General features: G+C 71.4%; 18 protein-coding genes and 1 tRNA gene. 14 read left to right on the top strand and 5 right to left on the bottom strand.

From position 1 onward, the window contains the following. Nucleotides 1–40 precede the first annotated feature (40 nt). A tRNA-Lys gene (locus ACQPYK_RS39565) sits at nucleotides 41–117 on the top strand. Between the two features lie 277 nt (nucleotides 118–394). Here the strand turns inward: ACQPYK_RS39565 and ACQPYK_RS39560 are convergent. From ACQPYK_RS39560 to ACQPYK_RS39550, 3 genes are read right to left on the bottom strand one after another with little or no spacing between them, the layout of a single operon-like run. Beyond that, a complete protein-coding gene (locus ACQPYK_RS39560; RefSeq protein WP_433243282.1) occupies nucleotides 395–2677 on the bottom strand; it encodes a hypothetical protein in 2283 nt (760 codons plus the stop codon). Then, nucleotides 2674–3684: a hypothetical protein gene (locus tag ACQPYK_RS39555; protein WP_433243279.1), complete on the bottom strand. Its 1011-nt coding sequence runs from the start codon at nucleotides 3682–3684 to the stop codon at nucleotides 2674–2676. The genes ACQPYK_RS39560 and ACQPYK_RS39555 overlap by 4 nt, the downstream gene beginning before the upstream one ends. 8 nt (nucleotides 3685–3692) lie before the next feature. After that, entirely contained in the window at nucleotides 3693–5126 is a 1434-nt protein-coding gene (locus ACQPYK_RS39550; protein ID WP_433243276.1) for a hypothetical protein, read from the bottom strand. Nucleotides 5127–5362: 236 nt separating this feature from the next. On the opposite strand from ACQPYK_RS39550, the gene ACQPYK_RS39545 reads away from it, so the two are divergent. Then, a complete protein-coding gene (locus ACQPYK_RS39545; protein ID WP_433243273.1) occupies nucleotides 5363–6763 on the top strand; it encodes a DUF4407 domain-containing protein in 1401 nt (466 codons plus the stop codon). An 8-nt stretch (nucleotides 6764–6771) separates the two neighbouring features. Then, nucleotides 6772–8319 (top strand): protein kinase domain-containing protein, encoded by a 1548-nt coding sequence (locus ACQPYK_RS39540; RefSeq protein WP_433243270.1) that lies wholly within the window; start codon nucleotides 6772–6774, stop codon nucleotides 8317–8319. Here the strand turns inward: ACQPYK_RS39540 and ACQPYK_RS39535 are convergent. Further along, the gene (locus ACQPYK_RS39535) at nucleotides 8294–8893 is read right to left on the bottom strand and encodes a TetR/AcrR family transcriptional regulator (RefSeq protein ID WP_433243267.1); all 600 of its coding nucleotides are present in this window, start codon (nucleotides 8891–8893) and stop codon (nucleotides 8294–8296) included. The two genes, ACQPYK_RS39540 and ACQPYK_RS39535, sit on opposite strands and share 26 nt — an antisense overlap. A gap of 52 nt (nucleotides 8894–8945) precedes the next feature. Here ACQPYK_RS39535 and ACQPYK_RS39530 point away from each other — a divergent pair, with 52 nt between their 5' ends. The 11 genes from ACQPYK_RS39530 (at nucleotide 8946) to ACQPYK_RS39480 (ending at nucleotide 19845) form a co-directional block, all read left to right on the top strand. Then, on the top strand, nucleotides 8946–9902 hold the full coding sequence (locus tag ACQPYK_RS39530; RefSeq protein WP_433243264.1) for a GNAT family N-acetyltransferase: 957 nt from the start codon (nucleotides 8946–8948) through the stop codon (nucleotides 9900–9902). Nucleotides 9903–10277: 375 nt separating this feature from the next. Further along, a complete protein-coding gene (locus ACQPYK_RS39525) occupies nucleotides 10278–10799 on the top strand; it encodes a S26 family signal peptidase (protein WP_433243261.1) in 522 nt (173 codons plus the stop codon). A 97-nt stretch (nucleotides 10800–10896) separates the two neighbouring features. Further along, a complete protein-coding gene (locus ACQPYK_RS39520) occupies nucleotides 10897–13941 on the top strand; it encodes a BTAD domain-containing putative transcriptional regulator (RefSeq protein WP_433243258.1) in 3045 nt (1014 codons plus the stop codon). A gap of 78 nt (nucleotides 13942–14019) precedes the next feature. Beyond that, nucleotides 14020–14211, top strand: coding sequence for a hypothetical protein (locus ACQPYK_RS39515; protein ID WP_433243255.1), 192 nt, complete (start codon nucleotides 14020–14022; stop codon nucleotides 14209–14211). 131 nt (nucleotides 14212–14342) lie between these two features. Further along, on the top strand, nucleotides 14343–14879 hold the full coding sequence (locus tag ACQPYK_RS39510; protein ID WP_433259050.1) for a MauE/DoxX family redox-associated membrane protein: 537 nt from the start codon (nucleotides 14343–14345) through the stop codon (nucleotides 14877–14879). A 43-nt stretch (nucleotides 14880–14922) separates the two neighbouring features. Next, nucleotides 14923–15432: a hypothetical protein gene (locus ACQPYK_RS39505; RefSeq protein WP_433243252.1), complete on the top strand. Its 510-nt coding sequence runs from the start codon at nucleotides 14923–14925 to the stop codon at nucleotides 15430–15432. 142 nt (nucleotides 15433–15574) lie between these two features. Continuing rightward, complete coding sequence (locus tag ACQPYK_RS39500) at nucleotides 15575–15751, top strand: hypothetical protein (RefSeq protein ID WP_433243249.1); 177 nt, start codon at nucleotides 15575–15577, stop codon at nucleotides 15749–15751. A gap of 142 nt (nucleotides 15752–15893) precedes the next feature. Next, nucleotides 15894–17726: a glycoside hydrolase family 15 protein gene (locus ACQPYK_RS39495; protein WP_433243246.1), complete on the top strand. Its 1833-nt coding sequence runs from the start codon at nucleotides 15894–15896 to the stop codon at nucleotides 17724–17726. A 190-nt stretch (nucleotides 17727–17916) separates the two neighbouring features. Further along, a complete protein-coding gene (locus ACQPYK_RS39490; RefSeq protein ID WP_433243243.1) occupies nucleotides 17917–18546 on the top strand; it encodes a DUF4142 domain-containing protein in 630 nt (209 codons plus the stop codon). Between the two features lie 209 nt (nucleotides 18547–18755). Next, on the top strand, nucleotides 18756–19235 hold the full coding sequence (locus ACQPYK_RS39485) for a cupin domain-containing protein (protein ID WP_433243240.1): 480 nt from the start codon (nucleotides 18756–18758) through the stop codon (nucleotides 19233–19235). 19 nt (nucleotides 19236–19254) lie between these two features. Further along, nucleotides 19255–19845: a TetR/AcrR family transcriptional regulator gene (locus ACQPYK_RS39480; RefSeq protein WP_433243237.1), complete on the top strand. Its 591-nt coding sequence runs from the start codon at nucleotides 19255–19257 to the stop codon at nucleotides 19843–19845. Between the two features lie 63 nt (nucleotides 19846–19908). Here ACQPYK_RS39480 and ACQPYK_RS39475 read toward each other — a convergent pair whose 3' ends face one another. Next, nucleotides 19909–20817, bottom strand: coding sequence for a LysR family transcriptional regulator (locus tag ACQPYK_RS39475; RefSeq protein ID WP_433243234.1), 909 nt, complete (start codon nucleotides 20815–20817; stop codon nucleotides 19909–19911). Nucleotides 20818–20886: the final 69 nt, after the last annotated feature.

The following is a 20886-nucleotide window of genomic DNA, read 5'->3' as shown; positions in this document are numbered from 1 at the left end:
GAAGCCGTCCGGGAAGTGCGCTATTCTTCAAGGGCTTCACGCGCCGCTAGCTCAGTTGGTTAGAGCAGCTGACTCTTAATCAGCGGGTCCGGGGTTCGAGTCCCTGGCGGCGCACCAGCGAAAGAGCCCAGGTCGGCACAGCCGACCTGGGCTCTTTTTCATTGGACTTTCATTGGACGACCTCAAGGTCGTGCCCGGCGGCGAGGACGAGGGTCGCCGCTCCATGGCGGAGGTCGTGCAGCCTTACGGGCGACAGGGCGACAGGGCGACAGGGCGACAGGGCGACAGGGCGACAGGGCGACAGGGCGACAGGGCGACAGGGCGACAGGGCGACAGGGCGACAGGGCGACAGGGCGGCGCGCGGTCAGGAGCCGCGTGGGCAGCAGCCGCTTGGTCAGGGGCCGGGCGAGGCCGGCGCGGACGGCGGGGGCGGCTCGATCCTGGCCGGTAGCCGTATCGCCAGCAGGAGGGCCAGGAACCCGGCGGCGCCCCCGACGGCGACCAGGGAGAGGGCGGGCCAGAGGGAGTCCTGCCCCCGGTCGCTTTCCTGGTCCCCGGCTTGGGGGACGGCGCCGGATGGTGGTGGCAGGGCCGACTCGACCAGCCGGACGGCCGCCGTCACCGGGGAGTCGAAGTCCTCCGACGCCAGCCTGCCGGGGTCGATGGATCGGGCGACCGTGTCCAGCGCGTCGCACAGCTTGCGGCCATCGGCCTGGTTGCACAGAACGAGCAGCGAGCGGCTCGGCAGCCCGGCGAGCGCTTCCGATCGGGGATAACCGCTGTCGCGGGTGGCCTCGCGGGGCACGATGGCGGCCTGCACCGTCTTGTCCCGGAGGGCGCGCAGCGGGTCGAGCGCCGGGACGGTCTCCAGACGCAGCCAGGGATGGCGCTGCCGCAGGATCTGCTCAGGCCGCTCCTTGGAGGATCCCTCCTGGGAGGCGTCCGGCACCGAGATCCGGACCTCATCGTCCGGATGCGCGAAGGCCGCCGTCAACTTCTCCGGCTTGATCTGACCGGTGTCGTAGACCAGGACGTCCCGGTTCGGGACCGGGATGGTGGCGACCGCGGAGAACCCCTGCGCCGCCAGCGGATTCGCCGGCCGCGTCGGCAGGGCGCCCGGGAGGGCGGGATCCGCGGGAGGCATCTTCACGAGGACCACGGCCTGCTCCGCGACGGGCGCGGCCGCGGTGGGGTCGTCGCGGAGCCGGATCTCGAACCGGTAGCCCGTTCGCCGGGCGACCTCGGCCACGACGTTCCTGGCGAACGCGTCCTCCCGCCCGGACGGGGCCTGGACGACGACCGTGCCCGGTTCCGTCCCGGCCGCGTCCCCCTCAACGAGGGGATCGCCGCCGGGAGCGTGCAGCATCGCGACGACACCGGTGCCGATCAAGGTGATGGCCAGCGTCGCGAAAGCCACGACCACGGCGATCTTGCCGTGCAGGCTCAAGCCGGGCAGGGACCGTCTCCCGCGGTCGGCCTGTTCCAGCCCGCCGAGCGAGGTCCGCATCGAGGGCGGCACGGCGCCCGAGGCCGGGCTCGCGGCGGCCTTCGGCCGGTAGGGCACGGTCGCCGCGGCGGGCGTGGCCCGGCTCTCGGGCACGGCATCGGGCGTCGCACCGGGTGCGTGTACGGCTGACCCCTCGCCGGTGCCTCCTCCTCCCGGAACCGGCTCACGATCCTCGAAACCGGGCGCGCTGGGGCCGGGCAAGGCATTTCGATGCCCAGCCACGACGTCCGTGTCCGCATCGGGGCCCTCTGCCCGGGGATCCTCCGCGCCCGGGTGCTTCGGCTTCCACCACACGCCGGTGGCGCCGGAGCGCAGCAGCCCGGAGCCGGAGTTTTCGAGCAGCCGTGCGGCGTCCGGCAGGTCCTCGGGGCCGAACGACAGCGGATCGGTCAGCCCGGCGAGCCCCCGCAGCATGTCCGCGATCCGGACCTCGGGCCGGGCCAGCAGGCCCAGGCACACGTTCGCCCGGCCGTCCCGCCAGGTGATCTCCGTTCCGTGGCCCCACCGCACCTCGTAGGCGTTCTCCGGCGCGTGCCGCGCGAAGGACAGCCTGATCTTGTGCCGGGCCGTGCTGCTGGTCCAGGTCGCCGCGGTCAACCTCGTCCGCATGCCGTACGGCAGGAGCGCGGCGACGGTGTCCAGAAAGCGCAACCGTTCGATCATGGGAACTCTGTCCGCGCCCACCACGCAGACGGGCCGCCCGGTCAGCAGCAGCGCGGCGGCGCACCGCGCGTCCGGTCCGGGGGCGAGGGCCGCGGGGTCGAACTCCGGCACGCGTACGACCAGGGGAGGGGACGGGGTCGCCGGCAGGCCTGTGAGGGCGTGGTAGAGCGCCTCGTAGGACACCTGATGGACGGCCAGCTCCTGGTACGGGACGTAGAACCAGCGGGTGTAGACGATCTTACGGTTGGTGGCGTCCCGGTGCCCGGACCACTCCTGGGCCGCGAGCACGATGTGGTGCGACACCCGCTCGCGCTCCCTGGTCGCCGCGACCGCGATCGTCACCTGGGGCAGATCCGCCGACAGACCCGTGGCGTACCTGCTCCTGATCTCCTCGAAGACCTCGGGCCCGAGGCGGTCGTCGCTCCAGGAGAGCAGCTCGTAGTCGTCGTGGGCGCCGGGCCGCTTCCCCTCCAGCGCCCACTCGAATCCGATCTCGCGGCTGGTCACGAGGCCTCCGTCGTCGGCCGGATCGCGGCGAGCCGCTGCCCCAGCCAGAGCATGGGCTCCACCACGTTGATCGGATGCAGCTGCCCCCGGATGCGTGAGTCCTCGTCCGCCTCTCCGGGAACCATGTTCTGGAAGTCGTCCCAGTCGAAACGCTTCATGCGCCGGTCCACGTAGAAGCCGATCGAGGACGTGGCGAAGAAGCGGATCCGATCCGGGTGGAAGAACCGGTCGAGCGCCTTGAGCACCATGTCGGCGTTGCCGCTGGCCGACACCTGGCACAGCTCGCGGAACAGCTCCCGTCCGTCCTCGCTGGTCACCCGGGGCAGCCGGTACGGATCGTCGACGTCCACGGTGAGCAGCCCTCGCTTCTCGGCCGTCTCCAGCACCCGGGGGTCGTCGAACTTGGTGACGCACACGGCGATGTGGTGCGGCAGCTTCCCGTCGGTGAACTCGCCGGCGGCGAGCATCCGCTCGGCGAGCCGGGTGAGCGGGGCGTGCATGTGGTCGAAGGCGTCCCCGAAGGTGAACTCCCTGATCGGGTCGAAGAGGAAGACGATGCCCCGGCTCCGCTCGAGGTTGTCCAGCAGCTCCTGCCGACGCGGGTCTCCCGAGCCGTCCGGAGCGCTCGGGCCGCCTGCCGGACGCCGTCCCGTGCCGAACAACCCTCCGGGAGCGTCGATCATGCCGATGCCTATCCGGGCCGGCGGCCCCGGCTTGGCCTTCCTGCCCCAGAAGCCGGGCTTGCGGAGAGTGGGGCCGATCAGCGTCCAGTGGTAGCGCTCCAGGGTCATGCTCGCCTCGGGGAACACCTTGCCCTGCAACAGGGCGTTGGTCTTCTCGATCAGGTAGTCCGACGACGCGGGGTCGGATCCGATGATCTTCCAGTCGTCGTTGCTCTTGGTCAGGGCGATGAACAACGCCGCCAGCAGAGTGGTTTTGCCGCTGCCGGGAGCGCCCCACATGGCGATGTTGTGATCGGGACGTTCCCGGCTCGGATCGGGCTGCATGCGCGTCGTCACTCCGTCTCGTCGAGCAGGGGGAACGGGAGATGGGCGGGGGAGGGGGCGACCAGGCCGAGCTCGGCGGCCAGGCCGCGCACGTCCACCGCCTCCAGATGGGCCAGGGCCGCCGCGCCGATCCGGTGCCACGCCTGGTGCGCCTGGTCGGCGGGCTGGTCGCAGATCGCGCCCAGCACCGTGCCCTGCCGCTGCCGTAGAGCGGTGATCAGCTTCCGCCAGTCGTGCCGGTGGGGGCAGGGCAGGATCCTGGACTGGTCGGTGCGATCCGGGTGCGGGGGGCGGCCTCCGACCGTGAGGATGACGGCGGGCGCCGGATCCGCCCGGCCGAGCCTTTCGACCACCACGGCGAGCACGTCCTCAAGCTGCGCCGCGTGGGGATGGTACGGATATCCCCTGGCCACCGCTCCCTGTTCCTCCAGCGCGCCGAGCGCGTTCAGGGCCTCTCCCGCGCCGGCCTCCCAGGCCGCGACCCGCACCGGGAACTCCGGCGCCGACGGGTCGTACGAGTGCGCCGCGTAGGCGAGGAGGGAGACCCGGAGCAGGCCGCCGAGCTCGCCGGAGGCAGAGCTGATCATCTGGCGTGCCCGGCTCAGCCGTTCCGCGACCTGGTCGTCCGCTCCGCAGACCTCCACCGCGCAGACGAGATGCGTCGGGCCGGTGGCCCCCGGCAGCCGATCCGGGAGCGCGGCGACGAGCTGATCCCAGTCCCGGGAGTCCGGCGAGAGCGCGGGCAGGCCGGTGAACCGTACCCGGCCGGGCCTTAACAGCTCGGCGGTCACCTCATACCGGCCGGGGGCGATCGGGGCGGACTGGACGGACAGCAGCCGCGGCTTCGGGCCCTGCCATGTGACCACGGCGAACGCGGTGCCGTGCGCGCCCGCGGCTTCGCAGCGGAGGGCGACCCGGGTCCGGGCCCCCGGGCGGGAGCCGAGGGGGAAGAGCTGTCTGCTGGTCAGCCGAGGCCGGTTGGTGCTCGAGTCGACGAGGACGACGATCAGCTCGTACGACCTGGTCAGCGGATCGTTCGCCATGACCTCCCGGATCCGTGCGGCGATCGGGGCCTCGGCTCGTAGCACCTGCGCGGCGGGATACGACGCGCGCAGCCAGGCGAGGGCCTGCTCGACCTTCGGATCGGCGGAGGAGGCGGCCACGAGGATCACGTCGGCGGAGGACGAGGGGGCGCGGGTCGTGCGTAGCAAGGCCTCCCGGGTCCCGGCCGGATCGGCGTCCCATCCGTGTTCGCCCGCGAGGGCCGGCCAGGTCGCCGACCAGCTCCGACCGTGGGGGCGGCCGTTGTCGTCCCGGTGGAGCAGGAACGTGGTGACGCCGTCGGCGGCGACCTCCACCAGGGTGAGGTGTTCGGTGTCGGCGAGGTCGGCCAGGGCCTGGGCGATCGCCTTCCTGTTCAGATCCCTGTCGGGCTCCGGCACGAGGAGTTCTCCATAGGTATGTCGTATTAGCTGCGCTGCGTCCCCGGTATCCCGATTAATCGGCGTATATAACGTTAGGGTGTGTTGCTGGGGCGAGGTGTCGTGTCGGACTTCCTCGGTGAAATTCCATTGGGTGTCTGTAAACGCGACATTGGGCGCCTATGATAACCCCTCCGAAGGACCGGCGCCGTTCCAATCGGTGCCGACGCGATGAGACTCCCTTTCCGAGGAGGAGCATGAGACGTTTCCTGAGCGGGCTGTCCGCGGTTTTGGTCGCGCTGTCAGGAGCACGCCCCGAGGTTCTCCGGACGTGCCCGACCGAACGCGGCAAATTCGAGGGCATCGGGGGCGCGGTCCTCACCACCAGCGTGCTCGCCTTCGTCTCCATGACGTTCGCCCTCAACAGCACGCTCGGCGTCAACATCGTCCTCGCCGTCGCCGCCGCTCTGCTGTGGGGCCTGGCGATCCTCAGCCTCGACCGGTGGCTCGTCTCCACCATCAGGGCTGACGCGCCGAACCGCTGGGCGCTGGCCATGCCGCGCGTTCTCGTCGCCGTCGTGCTCGGCCTGGTGATCTCCACTCCTCTGGTGCTGCAGGTCTTCAAGGCCGAGATCGACACCCAGATCGCCGAGATGAAACAGCGGCGCGCCGACACCTTCGCCGTACGGCAGGAGCAGGGCGCGGTGGGGAAGGGCGTCGACCAGCTCCGCAAGGAGGTGGCCGATCTGCGGCAGGTGATTTCCTCCGGCGGAGATGTTCCCCTTGACATGGAACAGGACTCGAAGATAAAGGCGCTGTCCGTCCAGCGCGTCAATGAGCAGAAGCAAGCGGACAAACACTACAAAGAGTGGCAGTGTCAGCTCTATGGTGGTCCAAACTGTGTTAAAAAGGGCAACGGTCCACTCGCCCAGGAGAGCCGGCGTGCGTACGAAAAGGACAAGGGACGCATCGAGCTGCTCACCCGGCAGATAGAGGGCCGAAAGCGGGAGCTGAACGCGACCGGGGAACAGGCCAAGAAAACACGGCTCGACGCCGCGGAGGAGGCCCTGCCCAAGGTCCAGCGTCAGCTCGACGCCGCGGTCAAGCAGCAGGCCTGGATCCAGCGGTCCTTCGACGAGGACAACCTGGCCACCGACGGGCTGCTCACCCGGCTCCGGGCGCTCAACGAGCTGACCGGCAAGGACCTCACCCTCAGCATGGCCCGGCTGCTGCTGTTCGCGTTGTTCCTGCTCATCGAATGCCTGCCGGTCGCGGTGAAGCTCATGCAGCGGCCCGGCATCTACGAGAAGGCGCTCGCGCTCGCCGAGCGCCAGGAGCTGGACGGCATGCGCGAGGAGTTCGGCGTCCGCGCCGGGTCCCGGTCCCGGCCGGCGGAGTCCGGCGGGTCGGACAGTGTCTGGCGCATCTGGTCGCCCCGAGAGGACGCGCCGCGACGGTCCGGCGCCGCCTTCGGGGAGGAGGCGCGGCCGCCTCACGGACCGAACGGCACCCAGGCCGAGCCGGTCGAACCCGACTACGAGTACGGGCCCCTGGAAGATCGGGCCCTGCGCGACATGACGGACACCCGTACCCTGCGGAGGCCGGGACCGGGTGCGGAGCGCTCGGGCGGGATCGAGCTGCTCCCCGACGAGGACTGAGGCCTCGGATGACGGCGCGAATCGTCCAAGGCCGGTACGAGCTGAGGTCCCGGCTCGGCAGAGGTGGCATGGGCACGGTGTGGCTCGCCTGGGACCGGACGCTGCGGCGATCCGTCGCGCTCAAAGAGGTCGTGCTGGCGCCGTACGGTGAGGACATGGCCGTACGGCGGGAGAGGGCGCTGCGCGAAGCGCGTGCCGCCGCCCGGATCCGGCATCCGGCGATCGTCGACATCTACGACGTCTTCATGGACGACGGATCGCCGTGGATCGTCATGGCGTACATCGAGGGCACGGCGCTGGACCGCCGGATCGAGCGGCAGGCCCTCTCCCGGCGGGAGATCCTCTCCGAGCGGGAGATCGCCCGGATGGGACGTGAGGTGCTGGCCGGGCTGGCCGCCGTGCACGATGCGCAGGTGCTCCACCGGGACGTCAAACCGGCCAACATCGTCGTCGATCCTTGCGACCGGGTCTTCCTGGTCGATTTCGGTATCGCGCGGATCTCCGGGGAGAGCGGCCTCACTTCGACCAACATGCTGCTCGGAACCATCGAGTTCATGGCGCCGGAACGGATCGACGGGCACACGGTGGGGCCGGCGTCGGATCTGTGGTCGCTGGGAGTGACGTTGTTCTGCGCGCTGGAGGGCTATTCGCCGTTCCTTCGCGCCAGTCCGATCGAAACGGTGCGGGCGGTCGCCGCCGGGCATCCTCCGCGCTTCCGGCGACCAGGTCCGCTCGCCGACGCGATCGCCGGCCTGCTCGTCACCGACCTCGCCCGGCGGATGGGGGCGGCCGAGCTGGGGCGGCGGCTGGACACGATCCTCGCGGGCCCGGGGCCGCGGCACCGTGGACGGGAGGAGTCGGACCTCGCGGGCCCGGGGCCGCGGCCCCCTGGGCGGGAGGGGCCGGACCTCGCGGGCCCGAGGCTGCGGCATCACGGACGGGAGGAGCCGGAGCGGCGCGCCGGCCCGGGAGCGGGCCGGGAGGCGCGGCGCGGACACGGTGCGCACGGCCCGGGGCCGGTCCGGGATCCGGACCGGGCGGGGATCCGGGATCCGGACCGGGCGGGGAAAGGCCGTGACGGCGAAAGCCCGCTGCTCGATCGGCCCCGCCAGGAGGCCGCCACCCTGCTCGGCTCGATGGAGCCGAAGGCCGCCGGGCGGCTCCTGGACGGCGCGGCGGAGGCGTCGGACACGGCAGCAGAGGTGCTGGCGTTGCTGCCGCCGCCGCGAGCCGCGCGGGTGATCGACCACATGACCCCGCATCGGGCGGCCAGGCTGGTGGGCGCGATGCCCCCCAGCCGGAGCGCGAGCATCCTGGCGCACACGGATGACCGTGTCACGGCCGCCGTCCTCGGAGCGCTCGGCATCGTCCCCACCGCGGTCCGTCTGGTGGAGGCGATGACGGTGCGGCGCGCCTGCCGGGTGCTCGGATACGTGCCGCCCGCCGTCGTCGCGGAACTGCTGTCCGCGACCTCGGACGGCCGTGCCGATCGGCTCCTCGACGGGCTCAGCCGCGCCGTACGCGACGAGATCACCCGGCTGACCGGCGGAGCGTGACGAGGAAGCCGTCGACGAGCTCGATCTGATGCTCCGCCGGAAATCTCTCCGGGGCGAAGAGCGCCTGCACCACCAGGCCGTGTGTGAAGGACAACGCGGTCGTCGCCAGCCGCTGCGCGTCGGCCCGAGCGGGCAGCTCGCCCAGGCGCTGCGCGTCCTCGATCGCGGCGCACAGTCCCGCGCGGATGCGTTCGTACCGGGTGGCCTGCGCGGTGAAGAGCGCCGGGTCGGAGAGGGCCACGTCCCAGGAACCGACCCAGATCCGGTTCATCGCCGCGCCCTCCGATGTCAGCGGAAGGATGTTGAGCATGTGGGTGCGCAGCGTGGGCAGCCCGATCGCGGGCGCCTTCAGGCGCGGGCGCTGCTGTGTGCGTACTTCCAGGATGTCGAGGGCGTGGGCGATCAGCTCGCGCTTGCCCGCGAAGTAGTGCGTGACGAGCCCGGTGGAAGCCCCCATGGCCGCCGCGACCGCGCGCAGGGTGAGGCCGGCGAACCCGTGCTCGGCGAGGACCTGCCAGACCGCCTCGGAGACGTCACGGCGACGGGCGTCATGGTCGGTGCGGGCGGGGCTCATGGTCCACTAGTCTACATACCGAACGTTTGTTATGAACTCGTGCGGAGGTCCGATGTTCGCTCTCCCCCTCACCGCTCGCGCCGAGCTGCGGCCGCTTGAGCCGTGGCTGGCCGAGGAATTCCTCACCCACCTCGACCGGGCACGTGAACACATCTCGCCATGGGTGTCGCCGACGTTCGTCGCCGCCGACCTCTCCGGGGCCCGCGCGCTGTTGCGGCGCTACGCGGACAAACGGGCACAGGACGCGGGTGGCATCTGGGGGATCTGGCTGGAGGGCACCCTCGTCGGTGGCGTCCTGTTCGTGTCGTTCGACGCCGCGCTGGGCGTCTGCGAGGCGGGCTGCTGGCTCGAACCCGGCGCGCAGGGGCATGGGCTGATCACACGCGCCGCCGAGCGGATCGTCGACTGGGCGGTGGGGGAGCGCGGCATCCAGCGCGTCGAGTGGCGGACCGACGCCGACAACGTGCGCAGCATCAACGTCGCCAAGCGGCTGGGCATGACCCGCGACGGCACCCTGCGGCAGTCCTACCCGATCGACGGCCGGCGGATCGACATCGAGGTCTGGTCGGTGCTCGCCGACGAGTGGCGCGCCCGCGGGGCGAGGGGCGCCGCGGACAAGGCCGAGATCGACGAGCTGACGGCGGCCTTCTTCCGCCTGTTCACCAACGCGGGCGGCGCTCGCCCGGACGTCGGCGCGATCCACCGGCTCTTCGTCCCGGACGGAATCATCGTCAAGGGCGGACCGCAGCAGGAGGTCTACGACCTGGACTCGTTCGTCGAGCCGCGGCAGAAGCTGCTGACCTCGGGCGAGCTCACCGAGTTCGCCGAGGAGGAGACCTGGGAGCGCACGGAGATCTTCGGCGACGTCGCACAACGGTTGGGCGGCTACCGCAAGCGCGGCGTTCACGCCGGCACGCCGTTCACCGGGACGGGGACGAAGAGCATCCACTTCCTGCGCACGCCGGAAGGCTGGCGGATGACCGCCCTCTCCTGGGACGACGACCGTTAGCCGTTCGTCCCGCGGGTTCGGTCCCGGTGGGTAGGCGACATCGAGCCGGCGGAGGCCGGCTCGATGTCGCGATCCCCACCGGACCCGAAGACCCTTCCTCATTTCCTCATTCCGAGAACATCGGGCCCGTGTCGCTCCCGCACTCGACCTCTGTGGCCAGTACACCTCCAAGACGCCCGCCGGGGAGCCGAGAGCGGTTTCTCGGTGATGTCCTGAAGCCGCCTCGCGGCGTCCTCGTCGAAGGACCCGCTCTCCACGCTGATCCGCCGCCCCTCCACGAAGGCGCTCACCTGAACAGGGGTTGCCGATGAGGAGGTCCAAGCTTTCGGCCCTGAGAGGAAGTCGGCCGCCGACCTGTTGACAGACACCACGCCAATGGAGATCGTTTCCCGAGAGCGGATCGGGCTCCTCTCGGGCCGATGGTGGAAGGTCGCGGTGACGGTGATCGTTCGTGGACTGGTTGCCGGTGCTCTCGCACTGGCCGCGGGCGCCCTGTGGGCCCGCCGGCGTTACGTGGTGGTCACCGTCGACGGGATGAGCATGGCCCCGACGCTGACCGACGGCGATCGCGTCCTGGTGCGGCGGCGACGGATCGACCAGGTGGGGCAGGGCGACGTCGTCGTGCTGGAACCCCCCTCCGATCCCGCCGGCCGATACGCGCCCGGACCGCCCGGGGCGGACGGCCGGCGCTGGAACATCAAACGGATCGCCGCGCTGCCCGGTGACCCGGTGCCCCAGGGGATCGCCGCCGGTGACGGCGTGGCCCACGTGCCCTCCGGGACGCTGGTGGTCCTCGGCGACAACCCCGACAGCGTCGACTCCCGGCATCGCGGATTCTTCCCCGCCGACCGGCTTCTCGGCGTCGCGCTGCGCCGGTTGGGCGGGCCGGCCCTTTAGCCGGTGACTGCAGCCGATGACTGCGGCCGGTGATTGCGGCCGGTGACAGGGGAAGCCGCGAGGCCGGTTGACCCGGGCCGTCGAGGAAGGCAAGAAGATGAGGTTTCGACTCCTCGGCCCGGTGCAGATCCAGGACGGCGACTCGCCCGTACGGATCACGGCGCCGAAGCAGCGCACGGTCCTCGCCATGCTGCTCGCGCGCGCCGGCTATGTCGTCCCGGTCCGGTCGTTGGTGGCCGAGGTGTGGGACGAGCCGCCGCGCTCGGCGGTGGCGAACCTGCGCACCTACCTCATGCAACTGCGCAGACTGCTGCCCCCCTCCGCCGACCCGGCCGTCGAGCGGCTGGTCACCTCGGACGCCGGCTACCTGCTGCGGGTCGCGCCGGACGAGTGCGACCTCTTCCAGTTCGAGGCGCTCTCCGCGCACGGCCGCCAGGCGCTGGCCCGGCGGGATCTCGCGGCGGCGCGGGACGCCTACGCTCGGGCGCTCGCCCTGTGGCGGGGCAGGGCGGCCGAGGACGCGCCGCTGGGGCCGACCCTGCGCGAGGTGGTCGCTCGTCTCACCGACCAGTATCTGAGCGCGGCGGAGGAGTACACGGAGATCCAGCTCGCGCTCGGCAGTCCCATGGCGGCGGCCGAGCGCCTGCGCGAGCTGATCGGGCAGCACCCTCTACGGGAGCGGCTGTACGGCCAGCTGATGGTGGCCCTGTGCCGATGTGGTGACGTCGTCGGCGCGCTGGAGGTGTTCGCGACGGCCCGCCGTACCCTGGCCGACGAACTCGGGCTCGACCCCGGACCCGAGCTGCGCCGCCTGCACCAGGCGGTCCTGCGCCGGGACGCGGACCTGATGACCCCCGTCGTGTCTCCCGTCGTGTCTCCTGCCGTGTCTATCGCCGTCTCTCCTGCCGCGCTCCCCGGCGTGCCCCCCGTTGTTCCCCCCGCCGCGGCACCGACCCGGGACGACCCCAGGGACGGTCGGCCCGGAAACGGGCAGGCCGGAGACGGGTATCCCCGCCCGCGTCAGTTGCCGCGGGAGCCGGTGCTGTTCGTGGGCCGGTCGGTCGAGCTCGCCCGGATGCTCGCCGCGCTGTGCGGTGACCCGGAGCCGGGCGCGATGCCGCCGGTGCTGGCGCTGCACGGCCCCGGCGGCGTCGGCAAGTCGACACTGGCGCTGCGGGCGGCGTACGCCGTGGCCGGCCGCTACGTCGACGGCCAGCTCTACGTCGATCTGCAGGGATCGAGTCCGGGCCTGCCGCCGCTCCAGCCCGCCGAGGTGCTCGGCCGCTTCCTGCGAGCCCTGGGGGTGCCCAACGGCGAGGTTCCCGCGGCTCCGGCGGAGGCGGCCGCCCACTACCAGTCGTTGCTGGCCGACCGGCGAGTCCTGATCGTTCTCGACAACGCCGTCGACGCCGCCCAGGTGGCGCCGTTGCTGCCGGCGGGCAGTGGCTGTGCGGCGGTGGTCACCAGCAGGGCGGCGCTGACCACCATGGACGGCGTGCCGATCGCCCTCGGTGTGTTCGACGAGGTGGACTCGGTACGGATGCTCACGCTGCTGGCGGGCCCGGCCCGGGTGGCCGCCGAGCCCGCGGCGGCGGCCGACGTCGTGCGCTGGTGCGGGTACCACCCGCTGGCGCTGCGCATCGCCGGAGCCCGTCTCGTCGGCCGCCCCGACTGGCCGCTCGCGCGGTTCGGCGAGCGGTTGCGCGACCAGCGACGCCGGCTGGACGAGTTGCAGGCCGCCGACCTGGCCGTCCGGGCCTGCTTCGAGGTCAGTTACGGAACGCTGGCCGGCGATGTGGGCCCTGCCGGGTGCGCGGCGGTGCGTGCCTTCCGGCTGTTCGGCGTGCTCGACGTGCCCGAGGTCAGCGTCGAACTCGCCGCCGTGCTCCTCGACGTCGATCCGAGGGCGGCCGAGGCCACGCTCGACGAGCTGACGGAGGTCCGCCTGCTGGAGCCGGTCGGCGCCGGACGGTTTCGCATGCACGACCTGCTGAGGCTGTTCGCCGCCGAGCTGGCCGTGGCCCATGATCCGGTGGACGATCGAGCACGGGCCGTCCGGCACGCCCTGGACTGGTACCTCGATCTGTGCGGGCAGGTGAACGATCTGGTGCAGCCGCACCTGCGATCCGGGGGGAGCCCGCCGGGCGGGCGGGACGCCGGAGTGACCCTTCGGAGCCCTGCCGAGGCGGTGCGGTGGTTCGAGACCGAGCTGCCCTGCCTGGTCGCGGCCGTCACCCAGGCGGCCGGGGAGACCGAGACGGCCCGTTTCGTCACCGATCTGCTGCCGTTGGTCAGGTCCCTGGCGACGAAGTGCGGGTACTGGCAGGAGCTTGAGACCATCGTCCGGCTCGCCGTCGAGGTGGCGCGGCGGCACGACGACCGGGCGGGGGAGGCGTCCACGCTGGCGACGCTGGGGGTGGTGGAGTGGCGGGCCGGCCGGATCGACGCCGCTCGCGGGTGCATGCGTCACGCGCTCGAACTCTGGCGCGATCTGGGTGATCAGGAGGCGGAAGGGCTGGCGCTGCACAACCTCGGCTGGCTGAGCATGCGCGTCGACGATCTCGACGACGCCCTCGGCCACATCACCGCGGGCCTGCGACTGCTGGAGGAGCACGGGTCCAACCGGGTCGGCATGGTCAGGCACAACCTGGGCGAGGTCCTGCTGCGGCTGGGCCGTTTCGCCGAGGCTGCCGACTGCCTCGAACGGTGCCTGGAGATCCGGAGGACGGACGGCGACTCCTTCGGGGAGAGCATCACCCTGGCCGCGCTCGGTCGCGCCTACTGCCTGCTCGACCGCCGGGAGCAGGCCCTGGCCACGCTCGCGGACGCGGTGCGCCACTGCCGGGAGATCGGTAACCGGGAGGACGAGTGGGAGGTGTTGCTCACCCGATCCGAGATCTGGCTGCGGCATGGCGATCCGGCCGCCGCGGCGGCCGACCTGGCCCGGGTCCTGGAGCTGGTGGCCCAGGTGGGTGACGCCTACGGCCAGGCCGCCGCCACCCGCCAGCTCGCCAGGGCGCGCACCGCGCTGGGCGACCCGCGCGCCGCCGAGCGGGACGCCCGCCGGGCCGAGGAGCTCTTCGCCTCGCCCGCCGTACGGCGTGATCCGGTGCTGGAGACGCTGCTCACCGCCCGGCTGTAGCTGCGCTGTATCGGCGGCTGTATTTCCCCAAAATAGCGTTTCGGTTGTCCGCAACACGCTATGAAGGGGTGAATCCAGATGAACGCTGTTCTGGGAAAGCTCGGCGACCGACTGCTCGAGAAGCTGGTGCCGAAGGCGACCGCCAAGGCCGACACCTACTTCTACCAGCACTGCTACTGCTATGGAACGACCTGGTACGCCAAGACCTGCTGGGTCGTCGGCGGTCAGACCGGCTGCGCGGGTGGTTGTGAGAGGCGCGGGAGCTGCTGACCGAGTAGAACCCGTAGGTCCGGGGGCTGGGGCGGCCGCCGGACTTCGGAAGTGTTTCGCGGGTCCCTCACCGTAGCGGGGATCCGCGAAACACCCCATGGCGGGGTGAGACGAGCGGTGAGACGGTGAAGATGCTCTATTTGATGATCGGGTGCCGGGCTTTGCTGGCCGGTGTCTTCGTGGTCGCGCTGGCGGGCAAGCTTCGCGGGCGGGCGGCGTTCGACGAGTTCGTGGCCTCGATCGTGGCCCTCGGGATGTTCCCGCGGGCCGGGTCCGTGACGGCGGCGTACGCCGTGCTCGGCGCGGAGGCCGCGGTGATCCTGTCGCTCGCGCTGCCGTCCACCGTGCTTCTGGGGTTCGCGGCGGCGATGGCGCTGCTCGCCGCTCTGACCGCCGGCATCCTGGCCGCCATGCGCCGGGGACGGCGCGCGCCGTGCCGCTGCTTCGGAGCCTCCGCCGCGCCGCTCGGCAAGGCGCACGTGGTGCGCAATCTCCTCCTGCTGCTGGCCGGCGGCGCCGGGCTCACGGCAGGGGCCGTCGCCGGTGACGCCGGGGCACACCCGGCGGGGATCGCCCTCGCACTGGTCACCGCCGCCGTGGGCGGCCTGTTCGTCGTGCGTCTCGACGACCTGCTGGGCCTGTTCACCCCCTCCGTCGCGCCGCGATGACGCGCGGCCGTGACGGCCTGAAGTCCTTGAGTGAGGTTGTCCGATGACTTTTCTGATCGCCGCCGTCGTGCTGGCCGGCATGCTCTCCATCTTCAACCTGGTGCTCACCTTCGCGGTACTGCGCCGCCTGCGCGAGCACACCACCGAGCTGGAACGTCTCGCCGGACCGGCGCGGTTCGGTTCGTACGATCCGAGAGTCCTGGTCGGTCGCACGTTGCCCCCCGCCGGGGCGGACGGCGGCGAGCGGCCACAGCTGGTGGCGTTCTTCGACGTCAACTGCGATGCGTGCCACGAGCGCGCACCGCGTTTCGCCGACGTGGCCCGCACCGGCACCGCCATGGCGGTCATCTCCGGTGACACCTCGAAGGTCGGCGACCTCATCGAGATGATCGGCGGCGCGGCGAGCATCGTCACGGCGGAAGAGGCCGACAGCCTGGTGAAGGCGGTCGGCATCGAGGCCTTCCCGACGTTCCTCCGGGTCGGCCCGGACGGCACGATCGTGGACGCGGACACGGAGCCGGACGTTCTCGCCGGAACGGCCCGTACGAGGTGACCACCTTTCCGGCCTCGGACGCGAAGCGGGATGGGGGCCGGCCGTACCGATCATGTGCTGTTGCCCGCAGGCGGCCTGACCCTCCTGGGACTGGCCGCCGGGGCGCTGCCGCACCTCTCCCCACGGCGCGTCGGTCGCGCTGGTGGGGTCGCGCTGGTGGGGCTCGATCGTCGTGCTCGACGGCGGCCGGATCGTCGAGCGGGGGACGCACGTCGACCTCACGGCGACGGGCGGGGAGTACGCCCGGCTGTTCGAGATGCAGACGCGGGGCTACCGCGAGGGCGCCGAGGGCGCGGAACGGTCAACGTTGACGCCCTGAACCCGATCGACAACGGTAAGTTACAATCCTCAAAAGAGGATATTTCCGGCATGGGTCTTGGTCGGTCACTCCCGTCGAGGGAGCCGCACGGCGACGTCCACGGCACTCCCGCCCGGTGGCCGCCACGGATCGGAGGCGCCCCTTGAGCACGGGACCGATCAGCGACCACGCCCTGCTGTCGGACTGCCGCTCGGCCGCCCTGGTCACCTCCGGTGGCTCGGTGGACTGGTTGTGCTTCCCCCGTTTCGACAGCCCGGCGATCTTCGCCCGGTTGCTCGACGATGACGCCGGGCACTGGTCCATCCGTCCCGCCCGCCCCGCCGAGGTCACCCGCAGATATCTGGACGATTCCCTGGTACTGGAGACCACCTTCCGCTGCCCGGACGGGACCGTGGTGCTCCTCGACGCGCTCGCCCTGGGCGCCCGGGAACGCGGGCACTCGCTGGGGGTCTCCTCACCGGGGGTCCTGCTGCGGGAGGCGACCTGCGTCGAAGGAAACGTGCCGCTGGAGATGGTGTACGCCCCGCGACCGGAGTTCGGGCTCGTCCACCCGCTGATGGAGCCGGTCCGCGGTGGTCTGGTGGCACGCGGCGGCGCGCATGTCCTCACCCTGTCGGCGCCCCTCGACCTACGGATGGGCGATTCGACCGCGCGTGCCGAGGTCACGCTGCGGGCGGGACAGCGGCTGAGCCTGGCCCTGCAGGCCAGCTGGGGCTGGGCGGCCGAACCGGCCTGCTGGAGTCCCTGGCGCGTCCACCGCCGCATCAAGGACACCGTCGCGGGCTGGCGCTCCTGGTCCCGGTTGCACACCGGCTACCGCGGGCCCTGGCAGGAGGAGGTCGGGCAGAGCGGGCGGGTGCTGCGGGCGCTGACGTTCTCTCCCACCGGAGCCATCGTCGCGGCGGCCACCACCTCCCTGCCCGAGGACGTCGGCGGGGAGCGGAACTGGGACTACCGCTACACCTGGATCCGCGACACCAGCTTCACCCTGCAGGCGCTCGCCACCGCCGCGTGCGAGGCCGAGGAGACCGCCTTCTTCGCCTTCCTCGCCCGCGCTTCGGCCACCCAGCTCGAACGAGGCATGGACCTGCAGATCATGTACGGCGTCGGCGGTGAGCGCGATCTGAGCGAGCGGCTGCTGCCCCATCTGACCGGCTGGCGGGGCAGCGCCCCGGTGCGCGTCGGCAACGACGCCTGGCGCCAGCGCCAGATCGACGTCTACGGCGAGCTGCTCGACGCGGCCCACCAGCTCTACGGTGACCTGGACGGCGACACGCTCCGCGGCAGGGGCCGGCTCGACCCTCTCACCCGTTCCTTCCTGGTCGGCGTGGCCGAGACGGCCGCCCGCCGCTGGCAGGAGCCGGACCAGAGCCTGTGGGAGGTGCGCGGGCCGAGCCGCCACTACCTGCACTCCAAGCTGATGTGCTGGGTGGCGCTGGACCGGGCCGTCGCCCTGGCTCCCGTCCTGGGAGCCACCGGCCGCGTCGCCGACTGGAGCCGCGTCCGGGAGCGGATCCGCGAGGCGATCCTCACGCAGGGCTGGAACGAGCGGGCGGGCGCCTTCACCCAGGCGTTCGGCACCGAGGACCTGGACGCGTCCGCTCTGGTGATGCCCCTGGTCGGGTTCCTGCCCGGTGACGATCCCCGCGTGCGGGCCACCGTCGGGGCCGTCGCCACGCGTCTGACCGACGCGCGCGGCCTGGTGCACCGCTATCACAGCACCGACGGGCTGCCCGGGGGAGAGGGCACGTTCCTGCTGTGCACCTTCTGGCTCGCCCACGCCCTCGCGCTCACCGGACAGGGCACGGCCGCCAGGAAGGTGTTCGAGACCGCCGCGTCGTACGCCAACGACGTCGGCCTCCTGGCCGAGGAGGTCGACTCGGCCACCGGCGAGCCCATCGGGAACTTCCCGCAGGCCTTCAGCCACATCGGCCTGATCAACGCCGCCCGCGCCATCCGCGACGGCGGCGGCTGAGGTCCATGGCCCATACGCCGGCATGGCCCATACGCCGACCGCCGCTGTGGTAAGTCCGATGCCGTGACCAATGTAATGAAATAGGGGTATTTGGTACTGCTGTGGGTTTTTGTCCACATAGAAAGTCTTGTGTCGGGAAAGGCGTAAGTGGCGGTGTACATCCGCCCGGACATACTTCCCGGAGGTAGTGATGGCGCTACGTACTCCACTCGCGGCGATAGCGGCGACCTCCGCTGCCGTGTTGGCGCTCATGAGCGGCTCACCGGCGGCCCTGGCGCAGCCGACCCCGACGCCGATGCCGACGTCCTCGGGCGCGCAGCAGGTGCCCGAGCAGGACAGCCGGTACCTGATGCAGGCGCACCGGAGCAACCTGGCCGAGATCGCCGCCGGCAAGCTCGCGGAGGGCAAGACGAGAGCCGGCGACGTCCGCTCGATCGCGGAGACGTTGGTATCCGACCACACCAAGCTCGACAAGAAGCTTCAGCAGGTCGCGCAGCGCCTGAACGTGACCCTGCCCACGGACCCCTCGGCCCGCCAGCAGGCCAAGGCCAAGGAACTGAGCGGGCTGTCGGGCGCGGAGTTCGACAAGGCATGGGTCAAGGCGATGATCAACGGTCACCGCGCGGCCCTGATCGCGACCAAGAGGGAGATCTCCAACGGGTCGGTGCCCCAGGTCAAGGCGCTCGCCAGGTCCGCCGAGCCGATCATCCAGGGTCACCTCGACAAGCTGCTCGCCGTGCAGAAGTCCCTCGGGGCCCTGGGACCGGTCCAGCCGCGGACCGTCCAGGTGGCGGTCGTGCCGCAGGCGGTCACCAACTGATCGCGCCCGACACTCCGGTGAGGCCCCGCACCGGTCGGGGAGCACATGGGTACGGCCATCGCGGGATCGTCCGGCGTCCATGAGAGCACCGGAAAGCCACGCGGCGGCCGTGGGGCGCAGCCCGGATCCGGCCGGCTGCGTCCCGATGACGGAGGTGTTCCACGGACCGGGGTGGCGATGATTCCGGGGCGCTCTGCCAGAATGCGGTCATGATCGAACAAGGGGAACCGGGCCCACGTCCGTTGCTGCTCCGCCCCACGGACGGCGAGCTGATCGATGTCGCAGGGGTGGAGCACTTCTTCCGGCTGACCGGCGAGCACACCGGCGGGCGCTTCGCCTTCGAGGAGTTCACCCTGGCGGCGGGCGTCGTCGGGGCCCGGCCGCATGTACACGAAGGGCACGACGAATATTTCTACGTCCTGGAAGGCGAGCTGACCCTGCACAACGGGGACGGAGAGGTGACGGTGGGACCCGGGCACCTGCTGTCGGCGGTGCGTGGGACCCCGCACGGGTTCCGCAACGCGAGCACGGAGACCGCGCGTGCCCTGTGCCTCTACACTCCCTCGGGATACGAGGGATACTTCCGCGAGGTGCACGCAGCCGTGGCGGCGGGTGCCCAGGTGACCGACGAACTCCTCACCGAGTTCCGCGCCCGCCACCGCACCACCTCCTGGCCGGTCGGGCACTGATTTGTCTATAGTCAGTCAGATGACTGACTTGGAAAAGGGTGCCGGAGCCGGAACGAAGCCGGGCAAGCGTCAGCGACTGGTGGCCGCCGCGACCCAGGTGCTGCATGAGCAGGGCGTCGAGAAGACGACGCTCGCGGACATCGCCCGAGTGGCCGAGGTCCCTGTCGGTAACATCTACTACTACTTCAAGACCAAGGACGACCTCGTCGCGGCGGCGATCGAGGCGCACGCGCAGGGCCTGCGGGTCGTGACCGCCGCGCTCGACCAGCACGGCGGCACTCCACAGGATCGGTTGAAGGCGCTGGTGCGTGGCTGGGTGGAACAGCGCGAACTCGCCGCGCGGTACGGCTGTCCCTTCGGGACCCTCGCCTCCGAACTCGACAAACGCACCGACGGCCTCGACCGGGAGGCCGCCAGGGTGATGCGGCTCCTCATCGACTGGGCCGAGCGGCAGTTCCGGGCGATGAACCGACCCGACTCCTATGACCTCGCGATCTCCCTGGTCGCCGCCTACCAGGGAATGTCGCTGCTCACCAACACCCTCCGCGACCCCGAGCTGATGACCAGCCAGGGCCGGCGGCTGGAGCAGTGGATCGACTCGCTGGTCTGAGCGCCCTTCCACGGTGCGGCCTGCCATCCCGCACCCCGGACCGGGGGCCCTTCCGGCTCACCGCTACGCCTGCGGGCCGCCGCGGGCCTGGACGGCGTCGTGCGCGGCCTGGGTGAAGGCGCGCACGCGGCCGGTCGCGGACGTGGTGAGCCAGAGCGGCCCCCACTCCAGGGGCGGGGCGTCGCGGAAGGGGACATAGGCGATGTCGGGCCGCGCGTAGTAGCGGTTGGCCTGCTCACCCACCGGGAAGACCCCCTGGCCCGCGCTGACCAGCATCAGCACTTCCTGGAACGTCTCGGCCGCCTGGCCGTACGTCACGGGCCTGCCCTCGGGGGTCAGTGAGGGCGCCTCCGGGTCGCGCCAGTGCTCGGGGATGGAGCAGGGGGCCCGCAGAATCTTGTCCCGGGCCAGGTCCTCGACGGAGACGGAGGTACGGCGGGCGAAGGGGTGCCGGGACGACACCGCCAGCATCCGCGGCTCGACGAGCAGCGCCGAGCCCATCGTGATGTCCGGCTCGTCGATGGGGAAGCAGGCGATGAGGAGCTCGATCTCCCCGGCGCGCAACCGCTGGACGGACTCGCCCGTCTGGACCTCCCGGAGCAGGACCCGGCATTCGGGGTGACGGCCGCCGAACAGGCCGACGGCCTCCAGCAGGAGCTGCCCCGCCGCGGCGCCGACGAACCCGACCCGCAGCATGCCGCTGATGCCGCGGCCCGCGTTGATCGCGCTCTCCACCCCGGCCACGACCTGCGCGTAGGCCGGCTGCAGGTCCTCGTGAAGCTTTCGCCCGATCGGGGTGAGCGTCACCCGGCGGCTGGTGCGCTCGAACAGCGGGACCCCGACGAGACGTTCGAGCTTCTTGATGGTCTGGCTGACCCGCGCGGTGGTCACGTGCAGGCGCTCGGCGGTGTGGCCGAAGTGCAGCTCCTCGGCCAGCGTCAGGAACGCCTCGATCTCGTGTCGCTCCAGCATGACCCTCCTTTGTTAAGCGGGGCTTAACGACTCTAGCGTGACGCGTCATTGTTCAGGTTTCGGCCAGAC

It is taken from the genome of Streptosporangium sp. CA-135522, from assembly GCF_050949235.1.
In the GTDB taxonomy this organism is placed as follows: Bacteria; Actinomycetota; Actinomycetes; order Streptosporangiales; family Streptosporangiaceae; genus Streptosporangium.
This window is presented reverse-complemented; position numbering and strand designations above follow the sequence as displayed.